The sequence below is a fragment of the Nocardioides sp. genome, from assembly GCF_036503465.1.
GTDB lineage: Bacteria > Actinomycetota > Actinomycetes > Propionibacteriales > Nocardioidaceae > Nocardioides.
Genome location: NZ_DASXWU010000102.1, coordinates 1 through 17528, shown reverse-complemented (window position 1 = coordinate 17528; position 17528 = coordinate 1). Strand labels below are relative to the sequence as shown.

At 69.9% G+C, this 17528-nt stretch carries 16 protein-coding genes and 1 tRNA gene; 11 read left to right on the top strand and 6 right to left on the bottom strand.

The window, feature by feature from the left end; translation table 11 throughout:
- Positions 1-68 precede the first annotated feature (68 nt).
- Positions 69-1514, top strand: a complete 1446-nt coding sequence (pyk, locus tag VGK78_RS19100) for a pyruvate kinase (RefSeq protein WP_331529326.1) — start codon at positions 69-71, stop codon at positions 1512-1514.
- A gap of 134 nt (positions 1515-1648) precedes the next feature.
- On the opposite strand, the gene VGK78_RS19095 is transcribed toward pyk, so the two are convergent.
- Positions 1649-1722 (bottom strand) — tRNA-Leu (locus VGK78_RS19095).
- A gap of 58 nt (positions 1723-1780) precedes the next feature.
- Here VGK78_RS19095 and VGK78_RS19090 point away from each other — a divergent pair.
- The 6 genes from VGK78_RS19090 (at position 1781) to VGK78_RS19065 (ending at position 7540) form a co-directional block, all read left to right on the top strand.
- Positions 1781-2371 carry an ANTAR domain-containing response regulator gene (locus VGK78_RS19090; protein WP_331529325.1) on the top strand — a complete coding sequence of 197 codons (591 nt, stop codon included), beginning with the start codon at positions 1781-1783 and terminating at the stop codon, positions 2369-2371.
- 252 nt (positions 2372-2623) lie between these two features.
- A complete protein-coding gene (locus tag VGK78_RS19085; RefSeq protein WP_331529324.1) occupies positions 2624-3766 on the top strand; it encodes a branched-chain amino acid ABC transporter substrate-binding protein in 1143 nt (380 codons plus the stop codon).
- Between the two features lie 109 nt (positions 3767-3875).
- Positions 3876-4886, top strand: coding sequence for a branched-chain amino acid ABC transporter permease (locus VGK78_RS19080; protein ID WP_331529323.1), 1011 nt, complete (start codon positions 3876-3878; stop codon positions 4884-4886).
- Entirely contained in the window at positions 4883-6016 is a 1134-nt protein-coding gene (locus VGK78_RS19075; RefSeq protein ID WP_331529322.1) for a branched-chain amino acid ABC transporter permease, read from the top strand. Before VGK78_RS19080 ends, VGK78_RS19075 begins: the two co-directional genes overlap by 4 nt.
- Positions 6013-6831, top strand: a complete 819-nt coding sequence (locus VGK78_RS19070; RefSeq protein WP_331529321.1) for an ABC transporter ATP-binding protein — start codon at positions 6013-6015, stop codon at positions 6829-6831. Before VGK78_RS19075 ends, VGK78_RS19070 begins: the two co-directional genes overlap by 4 nt.
- A complete protein-coding gene (locus tag VGK78_RS19065) occupies positions 6821-7540 on the top strand; it encodes an ABC transporter ATP-binding protein (protein ID WP_331529320.1) in 720 nt (239 codons plus the stop codon). Before VGK78_RS19070 ends, VGK78_RS19065 begins: the two co-directional genes overlap by 11 nt.
- A 140-nt stretch (positions 7541-7680) precedes the next feature.
- On the opposite strand, the gene VGK78_RS19060 is transcribed toward VGK78_RS19065, so the two are convergent.
- Positions 7681-8427 carry a DUF554 domain-containing protein gene (locus tag VGK78_RS19060; protein ID WP_331529319.1) on the bottom strand — a complete coding sequence of 249 codons (747 nt, stop codon included), beginning with the start codon at positions 8425-8427 and terminating at the stop codon, positions 7681-7683.
- 165 nt (positions 8428-8592) lie between these two features.
- Here VGK78_RS19060 and VGK78_RS19055 point away from each other — a divergent pair, with 165 nt between their 5' ends.
- Positions 8593-9162: a GNAT family N-acetyltransferase gene (locus VGK78_RS19055; protein ID WP_331529318.1), complete on the top strand. Its 570-nt coding sequence runs from the start codon at positions 8593-8595 to the stop codon at positions 9160-9162.
- 6 nt (positions 9163-9168) lie between these two features.
- Here the strand turns inward: VGK78_RS19055 and VGK78_RS19050 are convergent, their stop codons facing one another.
- Positions 9169-9603, bottom strand: a complete 435-nt coding sequence (locus VGK78_RS19050; protein ID WP_331529317.1) for a hotdog fold thioesterase — start codon at positions 9601-9603, stop codon at positions 9169-9171.
- An 80-nt stretch (positions 9604-9683) separates the two neighbouring features.
- On the opposite strand from VGK78_RS19050, the gene polA reads away from it, so the two are divergent.
- On the top strand, positions 9684-12404 hold the full coding sequence (polA, locus tag VGK78_RS19045; protein ID WP_331529316.1) for a DNA polymerase I: 2721 nt from the start codon (positions 9684-9686) through the stop codon (positions 12402-12404).
- A gap of 143 nt (positions 12405-12547) precedes the next feature.
- Here polA and VGK78_RS19040 read toward each other — a convergent pair whose 3' ends face one another.
- From VGK78_RS19040 to VGK78_RS19030, 3 genes are all read right to left on the bottom strand, one after another.
- Positions 12548-13807 (bottom strand): polysaccharide biosynthesis protein, encoded by a 1260-nt coding sequence (locus tag VGK78_RS19040; RefSeq protein WP_331529315.1) that lies wholly within the window; start codon positions 13805-13807, stop codon positions 12548-12550.
- 181 nt (positions 13808-13988) lie between these two features.
- Positions 13989-14810, bottom strand: coding sequence for a class I SAM-dependent methyltransferase (locus VGK78_RS19035; RefSeq protein WP_331529314.1), 822 nt, complete (start codon positions 14808-14810; stop codon positions 13989-13991).
- Between the two features lie 78 nt (positions 14811-14888).
- The gene (locus VGK78_RS19030) at positions 14889-15866 is read right to left on the bottom strand and encodes a plastocyanin/azurin family copper-binding protein (RefSeq protein ID WP_331529312.1); all 978 of its coding nucleotides are present in this window, start codon (positions 15864-15866) and stop codon (positions 14889-14891) included.
- Between the two features lie 123 nt (positions 15867-15989).
- Between VGK78_RS19030 and VGK78_RS19025 the strand changes: the two genes are divergently transcribed.
- Both VGK78_RS19025 and VGK78_RS19020 read left to right on the top strand, forming a co-directional pair.
- Positions 15990-16874: a phosphotransferase family protein gene (locus VGK78_RS19025; RefSeq protein WP_331529311.1), complete on the top strand. Its 885-nt coding sequence runs from the start codon at positions 15990-15992 to the stop codon at positions 16872-16874.
- 444 nt (positions 16875-17318) lie between these two features.
- Positions 17319-17528 (top strand): S1 RNA-binding domain-containing protein (locus VGK78_RS19020; RefSeq protein WP_331529310.1); only part of this gene is annotated, 210 nt, incomplete at its 3' end.

The following is a 17528-nucleotide window of genomic DNA, read 5'->3' as shown; positions in this document are numbered from 1 at the left end:
GATGGAGGGTTTGTCCGGGTTCGGTGAGAAGGCCTTGGAACGATCCAACACCAGCTAGGTTGAAGGGCGTGCGAAGAGCCAAGATCGTCTGCACGCTCGGCCCCGCCACGGACAGTCCCGAGATGATCCGCCGCCTGGTCGAGGCCGGCATGGACGTCGCCCGTCTGAACATGAGCCACGGCAACCACGCCGACCACCGGCGTCGCTACGACCTGGTGCGGCAGGCCTCGGACGCGACCGGGCACGGCGTCGGGATCATCGCGGACCTGCAGGGGCCGAAGATCCGGCTGGAGACCTTCGCCGGCGGCAAGGCGAAGCTCGCCGAGGGCGACGAGTTCGTGATCACCACCCGAGACGTCGAGGGCGACGCCTCGGTCTGCGGTACGACGTACCACGGGCTGCCGGGCGACGTCGCCGAGGGCGACCCGATCCTGGTCGACGACGGCAAGCTCCGGCTGCGCGTGGTCAAGGTCGAGGACGAGGACGTGACGACCCGGGTCGAGGTCGGCGGCAGGGTCAGCGACCACAAGGGACTCAACCTCCCCGGCGTCGCCGTCAGCGTGCCGGCCCTGTCGGAGAAGGACATCGAGGACCTGCGCTGGGCGTTGCGGACGTCCGTCGACTACATCGCGCTGTCCTTCGTGCGCTCGGGCGCCGACGTCGAGGACGTACGCCGGATCATGCGCGAGGAGGGTGTCCTGCTGCCGGTGATCGCGAAGATCGAGAAGCCGCAGGCGATCGACAACCTCGACGAGGTCGTCGACGCCTTCGACGCCTTCATGGTCGCGCGCGGCGACCTCGGAGTGGAGTGCCCGCTCGAGGACGTGCCGTTTCTGCAGAAGCGCGTCATCGACAAGGCCCGTCGCAACGCCAAGCCGGTGATCGTCGCGACCCAGATGCTCGAGTCGATGGTCGACAACCCGCGTCCGACCCGTGCCGAGGCCAGCGACGTCGCCAACGCGGTGCTGGACGGCGCCGACGCCGTGATGCTCTCCGGTGAGACCAGCGTGGGGGAGTACCCCGTCCAGACCGTCGAGACGATGGCCAGGATCATCGCCTCCACCGAGGACCACGAGCTGCCCAACATGGCCGCCATCGACTGGCAGCCGCTGACCCGCGGCGGGGTCATCGCGAAGGCCGCAGCCGAGGTCGCCGACCGCGTGGACGCCAAGTACCTCGTCGCCTTCACCCAGTCCGGCGACTCCGCCCGCCGCGCGTCCCGCTACCGCGGCCGCGTCCCCGTCCTCGCCTTCAGCCCCGAGGCGAAGGTGCGCTCCCAGCTGTCCCTCTCGTGGGGCGTCGAGACCTTCCTGACCAACCCGGTCGAGCACACCGACGAGATGGTCCGCCAGGTCGACGAGGCGCTGCTCGAGATCGGCCGGGTGGAGCAGGGCGACCTGGTCGTGATCATCGCCGGCTCGCCCCCGGGCATCCCGGGCTCCACCAACGCCCTGCGCATCCACCGGATGGGTGACGCCATCAACGAGGTCGCCCCGGCGTACCGCCGGACCTGAGCTGCCTGGCTGCGCGCGAGGACGCTTCATCACGCTGGGTGGGTGAGTGGGCGCTGGGCCAGCGGAGTTCACCTGGCCAAGAACTGGTTCGACCACTCAGCGTGATGAACCGTCCCCGCCCCGAGCCCGGCGGGTGCCCCGGGTGGGATTCGAACCCACACTGGACGGTGTTTGAGACCGCTTCCTCTACCGGTTGGGATACCGGGGCGACGGGCGCCAAACCTACCGGACCACGTGGCACGGGAGCGCCCGGATAGCCTGGCGCGGTGACCACCCCGGAGGCCCGTCGCGTCGTGATCGCCGAGGACGAGGCGCTGATCCGGATGGACCTCGCCGAGATGCTCGCCGAGGAGGGGTACGCCGTGGTGGGCGAGGCCGCGGACGGCGCGGCGGCCGTCGAGCTGGCCGAGCAGGAGCGCCCCGACCTGGTGATCCTCGACGTGAAGATGCCGGTCCTCGACGGGATCAGTGCCGCGGAGCGGATCGCCCGGGCCCGGATCGCCCCGGTGGTGATCCTGACGGCCTTCTCCCAGCGTGACCTGGTCGAGCGGGCCCGCGATGCCGGCGCGATGGCGTACCTGGTCAAGCCGTTCACACGCACCGACCTGGTGCCCGCGATCGAGATCGCCGTCAGCAGGTTCACCGAGCTCGGGACGCTCGAGCGCGAGGTCGCCGACCTCGGTGAGCAGCTGGCGGCCCGCAAGGCGGTGGACCGGGCGAAGGGCATCCTCCAGCAGGAGCTCGGCCTGACCGAGCCGGAGGCCTTCCGCTGGATCCAGAAGACCGCGATGGACCTGCGTCGCTCCATGCGGGAGGTCGCCGAGGGCGTCGTGGAGCACGGCGTCTCCCGCCGCTGACCGTCCCGATGCCACCGGGCCCGAGGAGACCGACGGCGCCGAGAAACTGGCCTGGAAACGACTCGGCAGGGCCGACGGGAGAGTCGTCTGTGGGCCAGTTTCTTCGCCGGGCCCCAGGTCCCGATTCCCCTCTGTTCGGCCCCAAAACGTGGCTTTCCGGCGACGGGTGAGGAGTGTGGACCCTCGGGGGTGCTAGTTTGCCCCAATCTCGACAGCGCCGCTCCGCGCGGCCGAGCTCTGACGGAGGAGATTTTGCACACCAAGCACACCCTGCGCACCCTTGCCGTGGTCGCGGCTGCCGGCCTCGCGCTGACGGCCTGCGGGACCACCTCGTCGTCCTCGACCGCGAGCGGTTCGGGCAGCAGCTGCCCCTCGGGCCTGAAGATCGCCTTCCTGGGCGCTCAGACGGGCGACTACGCCAACCTCGGCATCAACATCTCGAACGGCGCGAACGTCGCCCTCGACGACTACAACAAGGCCAACCCCGACTGCAAGGTCACCATGCAGAAGTTCGACTCGCAGGGCGACCCGAACCAGGCGACCAAGCTGGCCACCCAGATCATCCAGGACAAGAGCATCATCGGCGTGGTCGGCCCGGCGTTCTCGGGCGAGTCCGGTGCCACCGGCGACGCGTTCAACGGTGCGGGTCTGGTGACCGTCTCCGCCTCCGCGACCGACCCGGCACTGACCACCCACGGCTGGACGACGTTCCACCGCGTGGTGGCCACCGACGCCGACCAGGCGCCGCAGGACGCGAAGTACATCAAGGACACGCTCGGCGCGAAGAAGGTCTTCGTGATCGACGACTCGTCCGAGTACGGCAAGGGTCTGGCCGACGGCGTGAAGAAGGGCCTGGGCAACCTCGTCACCAGCACCGACGAGGTGCAGCAGAAGCAGACCGACTTCAGCGCGACGGTCACCAAGGTGACCAGCTCCGGCGCGGACGCCGTGTTCTACGGCGGCTACTACGCCGAGGCCGGCCTCCTGGTCAAGCAGCTGCGGGCCAACGGCTACAAGGGCGCCTTCATGTCCGGTGACGGCTCCCTGGACCCGGGCTTCATCCAGGCCGCCGGCGCGGCTGCGGCCAACGGCTCGATCCTCACCTGCCCCTGCGCCCCGTCGTCCGCCGACTTCACCTCGAAGTACAAGGCCGACAACAACGGCGCCGAGCCGGGCACCTACTCCGCTGAGGGTTACGACGCGGCCAACGTGCTGCTCTCCGGCATCGCCGAGGGCAAGTACACCCGCGCCGACCTGCTGGACTGGGTGAACAGCTACGACGCCGACGGTCTCACCAAGCACATCAAGTTCAACAACGGTGAGGTCTCGACCGTCGTGATCTACGCCTACAAGGTCGGCGGCGGCAAGATCCAGCCGGGGCAGCCGATCAAGTAGTCCAGCCTGAGACCGGCGCTGCCGGTCCTCAGACCGTCGACGGGACGGGGTCGCGTGCGAGCCGCACGCGACTCCGTGCCCCGCCCCGTTCCCGGCCCGAGGTGGTTCCTTGCACGCGCTTGCGCTGAACTTCGACTTCCTGTTCAGCAACTTCTCCCAGCTGACCATCACGGGGCTGGCCCTCGGCGCCGTCTACGCCATGGTCGCCTTGGGCTACACGATGGTGTACGGCGTCCTGCAGCTGATCAACTTCGCCCACTCCGAGGTGTTCATGTACGGCACCTTCGCGACTCTGTGGACGATCTACTTCCTGGGCGGGACGCAGCACACCTCGGGTTTCGCCCTGGCGCGCATGTTCGCCATCGCCATGGTCATCGCCATGATCGTCTCCGGGCTCGTCGCTCTCCTGCTCGAGCGGGTCGCCTACCGACCCCTGCTCAAGCGGAACTCGCCCCAGCTGATGGCGCTGATCTCGGCGATCGGCGCCTCGTTCGTGCTTTCCGAGTCGATGGGCCTCCGCGACAACCTCACCCGCTGGATCGGCCTGAACGACAACCTGTCCAGATACGTCAGCGGAGCCCGCGACACCCGGGGCCTGCCGATGGACATCGAGACGCACAAGCTGTTCCCGGTGTTCAACTACCAGGTCACCAACATCGACGTCATCGTGATCGTCTGTGCGCTGTTGATGATGCTGCTCCTCGACCAGTTCGTACGCCGCTCACGGCTGGGCCGCGGCATCCGGGCGGTGGCCCAGGACCCCGAGTCCGCGGCGCTGATGGGCGTGAACTCGACGCGGGTCGTCCAGCTCACGTTCCTGCTGGGCGGCCTGATGGCCGGCGCCGCCGCCACGTTGTACATGCTCCGCATCGGCGCCACCCGCTTCGACGCCGGCTTCATCCTCGGCGTGAAGGCGTTCACGGCCGCGGTGATGGGGGGCATCGGCAACCTGCGCGGCGCGCTCGTCGGTGGGCTCGTCCTCGGGGTCGCCGAGAATTGGGGATCGGCGCTGGTCGGCACCCAGTGGAAGGACGTCGTGGCCTTCGTGCTCCTGGTCGTGATCCTGCTGTTCCGGCCCACCGGCATCCTCGGTGAGTCCCTCGGAAAGGCCCGCGTATGAAGCGGCCGGCCCTGCCGTCGGTGCCGTTGCCGGCACCGCTGCGCAGCAAGCAGGCGAAGATCGTCGGCATCGGCCTCTTCGTCGTGTTCCTCTACGCGCTCCCCATCCTCGACCTGCCGATCATCACGACCCCCGACAGCGACTTCGGCGGCGTGCTCTACACGATGGCCACCTACGTCCTGGTCGCCCTGGGCCTCAACATCGTGATCGGGTACGCCGGACTGCTCGACCTCGGGTACGTCGGGTTCTACGCCATCGGCGCGTACGTCACAGCCGTGCTGGGCGTGCAGCACGGCAACTGGCCCTATCTGTTGACCATCCCGGTGGCCGTCGCGGTCACGATGATCTCCGGGGTGATCCTCGGGGCACCGACCCTGCGGGTGCGCGGCGACTACCTCGCCATCGTCACCCTGGGCTTCGGCGAGATCATCCGGCTGGCCGCGAAGAACTCCGACTGGCTGGGCGGCGCCCGGGGGATCCAGAACGTCCCCAAGCCCCCGAGCGTGCACCTGTTCGACGTACCCCACCTGAAGTGGGAGAACGGCACCGTCCTGATCGACGTCACGAACAAGACCCAGGCGTTCGTGTTCGGGTTCATCGACTACGTGCCGTACTACTGGATGGCGCTCACCGTCGTCTTCATCGTCCTGATCGCCGACGTGCTCATCAAGAGCAGCCGCGTCGGACGGGCCTGGGAGGCGACGCGCGAGGACGAGGACGTCGCGGAGGTCATGGGCGTCCCGACGTTCCGCTACAAGCTGCTCGCCTTCGCGATGGGTGCCTTCGTCGGCGGGCTTTCGGGCGCCATCTCCGCAGCGGGAGCCAACTTCATCTATCCGGACTCCTACCAGATCACGGTCTCCATCATCTTCGTCGCCGCGATCGTGATCGGCGGGCAGGGCAACCGCTGGGGCGTCATGCTCGGAGCGGCCCTCGTCGTCTACCTGCCCGAGCGTTTCCGCGGGCTGGAGGAGTACCGCATCCTGATGTTCGGGATCGCGCTGATGCTGCTCGCCACGTTCCGACCGCAGGGCCTGCTGCCGCCCCGGGTCACCCGCCGGGCCAAGAAGCTGGAGCGCGAGATCGAGGATCTCGAGACCGGCGACGAGCCGCAGGAGGTGACCTCGTGAGCACCGACGAGACCAGCCACCAGGCGACGGAGAGCACCGGCGGGGTCATGCTCGAGGTCGACCACGTGACGCTCCGGTTCGGCGGTGTCACGGCCTTGGACGACGTGAGCTTCGAGATCCGCGAGGGCGAGATCCTCGGCCTGATCGGGCCGAACGGCGCCGGGAAGACCACCTGCTTCAACGTCACCACTGGCGTGTACCGGCCGACCCGGGGCGAGGTCAGGTTCCGCGGAAGGTCGCTCTCGCGGATGAAGCGCTTCCAGATCACCCGCCTGGGCATCGCCCGCACGTTCCAGAACATCCGCTTGTTCAAGACCATGACCGCGCTCGATAATGTCATGGTCGGCGGAGACACCCACAGCTCGGTCGGCATCCTCAACGCCCTGTTCCGAACGCCGCGCCAGCGACGCGAGGAGGACGAGAACCACCGGCGCGCGCTCGAGCTGCTCGACTTCGTCGGCATCGGAAAGCGTGCCGACGAGCTCGCCGCGAACCTGTCGTACGGCGACCAGCGCCGTCTCGAGATCGCGCGCGCGATGGCGACCAACCCGAAGCTCCTCTGTCTCGACGAGCCGGCTGCGGGTTTCAACCCGGCCGAGAAGCAGCGCCTGATGGAGCTGATCCGGAAGGTCCGCGACCAGGGCTACACGGTGCTGCTGATCGAGCACGACATGCGTCTGGTGATGGGCGTGACCGACCGGATCGTGGTGCTCGAGTTCGGCCGCAAGATCGCGGAGGGCTCGCCCGCCGAGATCCGCGACGACCCGGCCGTGATCGCCGCCTACCTGGGAACGGATGAAGAAGATGCTTCTTGAGGTCGACGGCCTGTGCGTCAACTACGGCCACATCGAGGCGATCCGCGACATCTCGTTCAACGTCGCCGAGGGCGAGATCACCACGTTGATCGGCGCCAACGGCGCGGGCAAGACGACGACGCTGAAGACGATCTCGGGTCTGCGGAAGGTGCGCGAGGGCAGGATCGTCTTCGACGGCAAGGACATCACCCACGTGCCTCCGTTCGAGCGCGTCAAGCTCGGGATCAGCCAGTCCCCGGAGGGCAGAGGTGTCTTCCCGGGGATGACCGTCCGGGAGAACCTCGACATGGGGGCCTACGTGCGCAGCGACCGCAAGACCGCGGCGTACCGGGAGGACGTCGAGCGGGTCTTCCAGCTCTTCCCGCGGCTGCAGGAGCGGGTCAACCAGACCGCGGGGACCATGTCCGGCGGCGAGCAGCAGATGCTCGCCATCGGCCGGGCGCTGATGGCGCGGCCGCGGCTGGTGCTCCTCGACGAGCCGTCGATGGGCCTCGCCCCGCGGCTGATCCAGCAGATCTTCTCGATCATCGCCGAGATCAACGAGCAGGGGACCACGGTGCTCCTGGTCGAGCAGAACGCCGCCCAGGCTCTTCGCCGCGCCCACCAGGCGCACGTGCTCGAGACCGGCGAGATCGTGCGGTCGGGCACCGGCGAGGAGCTCTCCGGCGACGAGGCCGTCAAGGCGGCGTATCTCGGGGGTGATGTCTAGGTCGCCCCTGGGTCACCGTCCCAGGCACCGTCACCGGGTCTCGACCCGCCGGTCGGCAGCTCGCAAGCTCGTTGCCGCGGCTTGCTCGATCTCCCCGCGCCACGCCGGGCCTCGTACCTCGGGTTCGGCTGCGCGGTGACCTAACGAAACGCCGCCACCAGCTCCACCAGCAGCGGCGCGACGACCAGCCCCGGCAGCAGGTCGGCGACCGCCATCTCACGCATCCGCAGCAGCCGCAGCGCCACGCCCACGAGCATCAGCCCGCCCGCGGCGGTGATCGCGGCCAGCTCGGCATCCGGCAGCACGTCGCCGAGCGCCGCCCCCGCCGCGGTGATCGCACCCTGCACCACGAGCACGGTGAGAGCGCTGGCGGTGACGCCCAAGCCGAACGACGCCGCGAAGGCCACCGCCGCGAAGCCGTCGAGGGTGGCCTTCAGGTAGAGCTGGTCGGCACCGTGACCGAGACCATCCGACAACGAGCCCAGGATCGTCAGCGGCCCGGTGCAGAACACGAGCGATGCCGTCACGAAGCCCTCGATGAAGCGGGCCCGCTCGGTCGAGTCGGTCTCGCCGGCCAGCCGCCGCTGCAGCCGGCCGCCGAGGCCCTCCACCCGTTGCTCCAGCCGCAACAGGGAGCCGACGATGCCGCCGATCACCAGCGACCCGAGCACGATCAGCAGCGGGGCGTGCGGGCCCACCTTCGCCGCGAACGCCGCGTCAGTCACCGCGAACGCGGAGAGGCCGGCGATCAGCAGCGTGACCAGGCCCAGCGCGTCGGTGACGAGGTCGCGGGTGCGCGCCGGGAGCCGGTTGCCGGCGAGCACGCCCACCGAGGAACCCACCAGCACCGTGACCACGTTGACCGCGGTGCCGGAACCGGTGATCACATGACTCCTGAGGACCTGGGGACAAAGCGGGGGAACTGAGCGTAGTCTGCCCGTGCGGCACCGACGGGGGGACCGGAGGGTGCCCTTCCTTCGTCGACCCGGAGGTCAACGGATGAGAACGCCCCGACCCCGTTCGTTGTTCTTCGGATTCCGTAGGAGGGCTGTATGAGCCGCTCCCTCCTCAGTCTGCGCGACGCGACGCTTGCGGACGCCGAGCAGCTCGCCGAGCTCTGGCAGCCGTTCCTGCGTCGCGGCTCCGACGAGCAGCTGCACGACCTCGCGACCGCCATCGAGCAGCTCGGGGACCGCCCCGGCGAACGGCTCGTCGTCGCGGAGTTCGACGGAGCCTTCGCGGGCGCCGCGTTCTTCAAGGCGGCGACGTACTCGCCGGTCAACCCCGAGCCGGTCCTCCAGGTGCACAACGCGGCCGTGGTCCCGGCGTTCCGGCGCCGCGGGGTCGGCAAGGCGCTGGTCGAGTCTGCGGTCACCTGGGCCGAGGAGCTCGGCATCGGTCACCTGGGGACGGCCACGTCGTCGGGCTCGCGCGAGGCGAACCGGTTCATGGCCCGCCTGGCGCTCGGGCCGCAGGCGGTGCTCCGGATGGCGCCTACCCCGGCCGTCCGCGCCAAGCTCGCCGCCCGTCATCCCGCCGCCCGACAGGTGACCCAGGTGCTGGCCGTACGCCGCAGCCTGCGGCACGCCCGGTCGGTCTCCGGGTCGATCTCCGGGAGCTGACCGGCGTCAGCGCTCCTTGGGGAGCAGGGCGCAGGTGATCCGGCAGGTGCAGACCCGCCGGTCCTGCTCGTCGGTGATCACGACCTCGTAGGACGCCATGCTGCGGCCGAGGTGGAGAGGGGTGGCGACCCCGGTGACCAGGCCACTCGTCGCCGCGCGGTGGTGGGTGGCGTTGATGTCGACGCCGACCGAGATCCGGTCGGGGTGGGCGTGGATCGCCGACCCGAGAGAGCCCAGGCTCTCGGCGAGCACGACCGAGGCCCCGCCGTGGAGGAGCCCGTAGGGCTGGGTGTTGCCCTCGACCGGCATCGTCGCGACGAGCCGCTCCGCCGAGGCCTCGAGGATCTTCACGCCCAGCTTCTGGTTGAGGGCGCCCATCCCCTCGTCCTCCCCGGCGATGAAGGCCGAGAGCAGCCGGTCGTCGTCCCTGGTGTCGTGCATGCGACCATCCTGCCGGACGCCGCCGACAGCCCGCCGTACGGTCCGAATCCGCTGTCGGTGCCACTGGATAGAGTCGGCGGGTGCCCGACGCTTCCGTGACAGCGACCCCGACCAGGCCGCGGCTGCTGCTCCTCGACGGCCACTCGCTGGCCTACCGCGCCTTCTTCGCGCTGCCGGTCGAGAACTTCTCGACCACCACCGGCCAGCACACCAACGCCGTCTTCGGTTTCACCTCGATGCTGATCAACGTCCTGCGTGACGAGCAGCCGACCCACATTGCGGTCGCCTTCGACAAGTCCCGGCAGACCTTCCGGCTCCAGGAGTACGCCGAGTACAAGGCCAAGCGCAACAAGACGCCCGAGGAGTTCTCCAGCCAGCTCCCGTTGATCAACGAGGTGCTCGACGCGCTCCGGATCAAGCACCTCGCCAAGGAGGGCTACGAGGCCGACGACATCATCGCCACGCTGGTGACGCAGGCCCTCGACGAGGGCTACGAGGTGCTGATCCTCACCGGCGACCGCGACTCCTTCCAGCTGGTCACCGACGACGCGACGGTCCTCTACCCGATGCGCGGTGTCTCCGAGCTCGCCCGGATGACACCGGCCGCGGTCGAGGAGCGGTACGGCGTGCGCCCCGAGCGCTACCCCGAGCTCGCCGCCATCGTGGGGGAGACCTCCGACAACCTGCCGGGTGTCCCCGGTGTCGGCCCGGGCTTCGCCGCGCGCTGGCTCAAGGAGTACGACGGGCTCGACGGCGTCATCACCAACGCCGACCTGATCAGCGGCAAGAAGGGCGAGGCGCTGCGCGAGCACCTCGGCGACGTCATCCGCAACCGTCGTCTCAACGAGCTCGTGCGCGACCTCGATCTCGAGCTCGCCCCGGCCGACCTCGAGGCCCAGTCGTGGGACCGGCAGCTGGTGCACACCCTGTTCGACTCCCTGGAGTTCCGGGTGCTGCGCGAGCGGCTGCTGGAGTCGTGGGACGTGCAGCATGACGACATCGACGACTCCGGCTTCGAGCTCTCCGGCGTCGCCCTGGGGGAGGGCGAGGTCGCCGGCTGGCTCAACGACCACGCCGGCGCCGACACGCGCACCGGGATCACCGTCCACGGCGGCTGGGGTGCCGGCACCGGCGAGGTGCGCGGCGTCGCGCTCGCGGCCGCCGACGGCCAGGCGGCCTGGGTCGACGCGGGCGACGTCACGCCCGACGACGACGCGGCGATCATGACCTGGCTCGGCGACCCGAGCCGGGCCAAGGTGCTCCACGACGCCAAGGGCCCGATGCTGGCGCTGGCGGCGCGGGGCTGGCCGTTGCGCGGTCTCGTCAGCGACACCGCGCTCGCGGCGTACCTCGTGCGACCCGACCAGCGCTCCTACGACCTCGCCGACCTGACCCTCCGCTACCTCAAGCGCGAGCTCAAGCAGGGGGCGGCCGACGGCTCAGACGCCGCCCAGGGGGAGCTGCTGTTCGAGGACGAGTCGACCGGTGGGGGCATCGCCGAGACCGCGATGCTGCACGCCCGCGCCGTCCTCGACCTCGCCGACACCCTCGACGGTGAGATCGAGCAGACCGGTGGTGCCCGGCTGCTCGCCGACGTCGAGCTGCCCCTGGTCGACCTCCTCGCCTCGATGGAGCAGACCGGCATCGCCGTCGACATCGACCATCTCGAGTCGCTGGAGAGCCATTTCGCGACGGAGGTGCGCGACGCCGCGTCCGAGGCGTTCCGGGTGATCGGCAAGGAGATCAACCTCGGCTCGCCCAAGCAGCTGCAGGTCGTGCTCTTCGAGGAGCTCGGCATGCCGAAGACCAAGCGCACCAAGACCGGCTACACCACCGATGCCGACGCGCTGCAGGGCCTGTTCGAGAAGACCGAGCACCCGTTCCTGATGGCGCTGCTGCGCCACCGTGACGTGAGCCGGCTCCGGCAGACGATCGAGGGCCTGCTCAAGACAGTGCAGTCCGACGGCCGCATCCACACGACGTTCAACCAGACCATCGCGGCCACCGGTCGGCTCTCGAGCACCGAGCCCAACCTGCAGAACATCCCGATCCGCACCGAGGAGGGGCGCCGCATCCGCGAGGGATTCGTGGTCGGCAAGGGCTTCGACTGTCTGATGACCGCCGACTACAGCCAGATCGAGATGCGGATCATGGCGCACCTGTCCGAGGACGCCGGGCTGATCGAGGCGTTCAAGTCCGGCCAGGACTTCCACTCGATCACGGCCTCGCGCGTGTTCGGCGTCCCGGCCGAGGAGGTCACGCCGGGGCAGCGCGCGAAGATCAAGGCGATGAACTACGGCCTCGCCTACGGCCTCTCGGCGTTCGGGCTCGGGCAGCAGCTGCGCATCGACCCGAGCGAGGCCCGCGGGCTGATGGACGAGTACTTCCAGACCTTCGGCGGGGTTCGCGACTACCTCGCCGGTGTCGTCGACGAGGCACGCCGCACCGGCTTCACCGAGACGATCCTCGGCCGCCGGCGCTACCTGCCCGACCTCAGCAGCGACATCCGGCAACGGCGCGAGATGGCCGAGCGGATGGCGCTGAACGCCCCGATCCAGGGCTCGGCCGCCGACCTGATCAAGGTCGCCATGCTCCATGTGGACGCCGCCATCCGCGCGGCGGGGCTGGGGTCACGGATGCTGCTCCAGGTGCACGACGAGCTCGTGTTCGAGGTGGCCGAGGGGGAGCGCGGCGCGCTCGAGGACGTCGTACGCCGGGAGATGGGCTCTGCGGCGGACCTGGCCGTGCCGCTGGACGTCTCCGTCGGCACCGGCCGCTCCTGGCACGACGCCGCGCACTGACGCGGGGCGTCGGGATCCCCGGCGGGCCGGGTATCCCGCACTTCTCGGGAGTTGCAACCCCCGAGAAGTGACCGATCGGCCTGTGCCGTGGGGCTGATGAGACACGTGGGGCGACACCTTGAGGTTGCTCCGGCTGCAGCGCTTCAGATCCCTCGGTACGGCTCCGGAGCCAGCTCGGCCTGCGCCACCGATCCCGTGCTTCGCTGGTGGGCGACCAGCAGCACCAGCACGAGCACGGCGTCGACGCTGATGACCACGGTGAGCATGCCGGCCACCGTGCTGGCCGTGAGCCCGAAGCCGATGATCGCGAGCAGGGCCACCCAGGTCAGGTAGACGCTGCGCTGCCCACCCCGGGCGAGCAGGGCGTAGACGACCATCATCAGACAGGCCAGCAGCGTCCCCAGCACGGCGAAGATCCAGAGCTTGGAGCGGACGTCGTCGTACTGCGAGCCGCCCACGAAGATCAGGGCGAGTCCCGGGAGCAGGGCCGTCGCCAGGGTCGCCACCCCACCGAGCACGACGACAGCGCCGACCGCCAGCACGAACGTGCGCGGGCTCTCGCCGGAGGCCATCGACGGGAACGCCACGATCGAGACGAACTGCGGCAGGAACAGCACCGCCTTCGCCATGATCAGCCCCGCGGCGTACAACCCCGCGTCGTGGGAGTCGAGAGTGTGCCGGGCGACGATCAGGTCGACGTTGCTGAGGGCGAAGAACGCCAGCAGGGCCTGGGAGTTGTGCACCATCTCGACGACCAGCGAACGCAGCCCCTCGCGCGCGGCCCCGGGTCGCAGGTGCCGATGGCGGAGGGCGTGCAGGCCGACGACGACGGGCACGACGAGGGTGATCGCGACCGCGATCGCGCCCCATCGCGGCTCGGGACGCCACACCATCAGGCCCACGCCGACGAGGAGCCGCGGCGCCCCGATGCAGATCTGGACCGCCGACAGCGCCCCCCACCGCCGCTCGCCCTGGAGGATTCCGGTGAGGCCGCCGACCAAGGTCAGCGGCACCGCCGAGATGCCGAGCAGCGCGGCCATCAGCAGGTCGTCGAGCTGCAGGGTGACGTTGATCAGCGGGGTGAGCACCAGCAGCACGACGCCGAGGGCGACCGAGCTGACCAAGGTCAGCCGCACCAGGTGGGGCTCGACGTCGTCCAGGTCGTGCTCACCGGACGACAGCCGGCGCGCCGCGGTGGCCTGCAGCCCGAGGGAGCCGACGTTGACGACGAGCAGGAGGTTCATCCAGGCCGCCAGCGCGCCGTAGTCGTTCGGGCCGAGGATGTGCGCCGACGCGATCGTGAACCCGTACGTCGTGACGTTCAGGACCAGCATCGCGATGGCGACGCCGCCGCCACCGCGGAGCTTCGCGGCAGCGTTCGACGACCCCGCTGCCGATGCCATGCGCGGCAGCCTATGCCGATCGAGGGGCACGTCCGTCGAGCGGCCCCGCCGGTCGCGCATGCCGGTCGGCCGCGGTTCGGTCACCCTCTCGGGCCGCCCCACTCACGGACCGTCCCCCCGGCGCTGCATCGGCGCAGCAGCTCGGTGCCTTGTGTGACTCCCGGGGGCACGCCGACCCGGCTCACCCCACGGCGAGATCGGCAGCGAAGATCGCCGTGCCCGGGATCAGCCGCCCGCGTACCCTCGACCAGCCGCCCCACACGCGGTCGTGGTCCTCGGGCCACTCCGGCTCGACCAGCGCCACGATCCGGAAGCCGTGACCAGCCAGCAGCGACACCCAGTCCCCGAGGGTGCGGTGGTGCTCGACGTAGGAGACTAGACCCGTGTCGTCGTCGACCTCGACGTACGGCGTGCGATCCCAGTAGGACGACATCGCGGTGAGCCCGGCATCGGACGGGTCGTCGGGGAAGCTCCAGCGCGTGGGATGGGTGATCGAGAACGCGAACCGCCCTCCTGGGCGCAGCACCCGCGCGACCTCGGCGACCGCGGCATCGAGGTCGGCGATGAACTGCAGCGCTCCGAACGAGCAGAACACCACGTCGTACGACGCGTCCGCGAACGGCAGTGCGGTGGCCGTCCCACGGACCGACGGGACCGCGATGCCGGTGGCCTCGTCGATCCGGAGTGAGTGCTGCAGCTGCCGGGCTGACAGGTCGAGGCCGTACGACGTACCGCCGTGCACCCGCACCCACCGCGAGCACTGGCCGGCGCCCGAGCCCAGCTCCAGCACGTCGCGGCCGGAGACGTCACCGAGCACACCGGCCTCGTCCTCGGTCAGCCCCTCGGGGCCCCAGACGAAGCCGGTGTCGCCCAGAAAACCGCCGTGCGTGGCCTGGTACTCGTCGGCGTACCGGTCCCAGTCGGGACCGTTGGCCCGGCGCGACTCGTCCTCGCTCACGGCCCGTCGCTCGACCCGCACCCGTTGCGGCAGGTGGTCCTCCACGCTGGCGACCCTAGCGACCACGAACGGCCAGGGCCGACTCCGTGGTCGGAGTCGGCCCTGTCCTCTCCCGACAGGAGCTCAGGGTCGCACGATCACCCGCCCGGTCATCCCCTGGACGTCGTGCAGGGCACAGATGTAGTGGTAGGTCCCCGGCTGGGTGAACGTCACGGCGAAGGTGAGTCCCGGCGGGACGAACGAGCTGAGGTCGCCGCCGCCGTACGTCGCTGCCGGCACGTAGGTGTCCAGTGCGGGACCCATCGGCTCGGCTCCGAAGGTGACGGTGTGCGGGTCACCCATGCTCTGCGAGTTGTCGAAGACGACCGTGTCGCCGACGTGCACCGTGACAGACGGCCGGAGGAAGCGCATCACCATCGCGGTGCCGTCATCGGCACCCATCATCACCCGGTGCTGCCCCGACTCGGCGAGGGCGTGGGCGCGTAGGCGGTTGCCGTCGAGCCGGATGGCGCGGGCCTGGGCGGCCGCCTGGGCGTCGTACTGCGCCTGAGTGAAGGGGTACGCCGTGCCCGCGGCGGCCACGTGCACGGTGCCCTTCATCATCACCCCGTGCACCAGGCAGTAGTAGACGAAGTCCCCGGTGTCGGGGAAGGACAGCGTGTAGTCCTGGTACGGCGTCACGAAGGGCGGGAACGGTCCGAAGTCCTCGCCGGCCGGGACGGTGGTGAGGAGCCCGGAGTTCTGGTAGGTGCCGTCTGCGGCTCCGCTGCCGATCCGGGTGACCTGGCTCGGGTCACCGGGGTTGAAGGGCCCCGACGGCTCCCCGTTGCCGGGGAAGAACGTGACCGTGTGCGGTTCGACGGAGTTCGCCACCCAGGTCACCGTGTCGCCCTGGTCGATCCAGATCTCGCCGGGCAGGAAGCGGGCACCGGTGACAGAACCGTCCGGCGACTGCGATCCGGCCAGCACCCGCCAGTCGTGGGACGTGTCGGCCACTGCGGAGGGGCTCACGCCGAACGCGACCAGGCCGAGTGCGACCAGCGCACAGGCCACCAGCGAACGGAAGGCGATGACGATCCGAGACGAGCGTTGAGTTCTCACGAGGACTCCTCGAAATATATCGGACTACGTGCTATTGGCTTACGCTCCGAACTCCGGTTGCGCCAGACCCGAACGGGCCAGGGGAGAGGTGATCGGCCCCTCCGCGTGTGTCACCGTGGGGCCGTGGACTTCGCCGGGCTGACGCCGCTTTCCGGTGGGTGGTCCGGCCACACCTTCGTGAGCGAGGCAGACGGCGAGCGCTCGGTCGTGCGGATCTACCCGCCCGGGCTCCGCGACGAAGCAGCGCCCGAGATCGACGCGGCGGTGCTCCGGCTGGTGCGCGGCCTGGTGCCGGTCCCCGACGTCCTGGAGGTACGCCGTGGGGTCACCGCCGCGGGCCTTCCTGGTCTGCTGGTCACCTCGTTCCTGCCGGGGGAGCGCGGAGACCTGGTCCTGCCCTCGCTCGACGACGGGGACGCCGCCGCCCTCGGTCGCCGTCTCGGCGCCCTGGTGGCGGACCTGTCCGGGATGCCGACCCTGACCGCCGGGCCGTTCGTCGACGCGGAACTGACGATCGGCGACTTCGGGATGCCTGACGGGCTCCCCGGTTTCGTGGCCGACCACGCCGATGCCCTCGGGTGGGAGCCGGACCTGCTCGGCCGGCTCGAGGCGGTGGCGGAGGAGGCGCAGGCACTGCTCGACGGGGTGGGTCGCACCTGCCTGGTGCACTCCGACGCCAACCCGAAGAACGTGCTGGTCGACCCGGACACCTTGACCGTCACCGCACTCCTCGACTGGGAGTTCTCCCATTCCGGGCACCCGTTCACCGACCTCGGGAACCTGCTGCGGTTCGACCGTGCCCCGTCGTACGCCGACTCCGTCCTCGCCGCCTGGTGTGAGCGCCGCGGAGGTACGCCGCACGACGCTCTCGGACTCGCGCGTGCGGCGGATCTGTGGGCGCTGGTCGACCTCGCCTCTCGTGAAGAGTCGAACCCGGTGGCCGACCGTGCGGCCGGGCACCTCCGGGCCATCGCCCGCAGCGGCGACCTCCACGCCACGGGGGAGTGATCTGGCGCCCGGACGGTTCATCACGCTGGGTGGGCGAACCGGAGCTGGGCCAGGCGAATTCCGCACGCCCAGTGCCCGTTCACCCACTCGACGTGATGAACCGTCCGGACCTCGCCTCACCCCCCGGGGCGCGGGTCTCGTGACGCGTCGCTCGTCCCTCGCAGGCTCGGTCCTAGCCGACGCTCCTCGACCTCCCGCCTTGCACGGGGCTTCGCAGGCTCAGCCCCCGCGGCGTGAGTTGGACGGGTCACACGGGCGCCGCGTAGACTCCCAAGGCGCTTGGAGTCTGCCGACGTCCCGGACGGAGCGGACACCGGCTCGCTATCTCAAGACTGTGGTCCTGCAGCTCGACGCTGCGGCCGACCGCGGAGATCCCGACGGTAGTGACCAGGGCTTCACGCGTGCCCGCCCACAACTCCATCCATCCAAGGAAACTTCTCCCATATGACGAGCAGCACCTCCGCGTACGCGGACATCGACGCGCCCCAGGTGGCGGTCAACGACATCGGGTCCCAAGAGGACGTCCTCGCCGCGATCGACGGCACCATCAAGTACTTCAACGACGGTGACATCGTGGATGGCACCATCGTCAAGGTCGACCGGGACGAGGTCCTGCTCGACATCGGCTACAAGACCGAGGGCGTCATCCCCTCG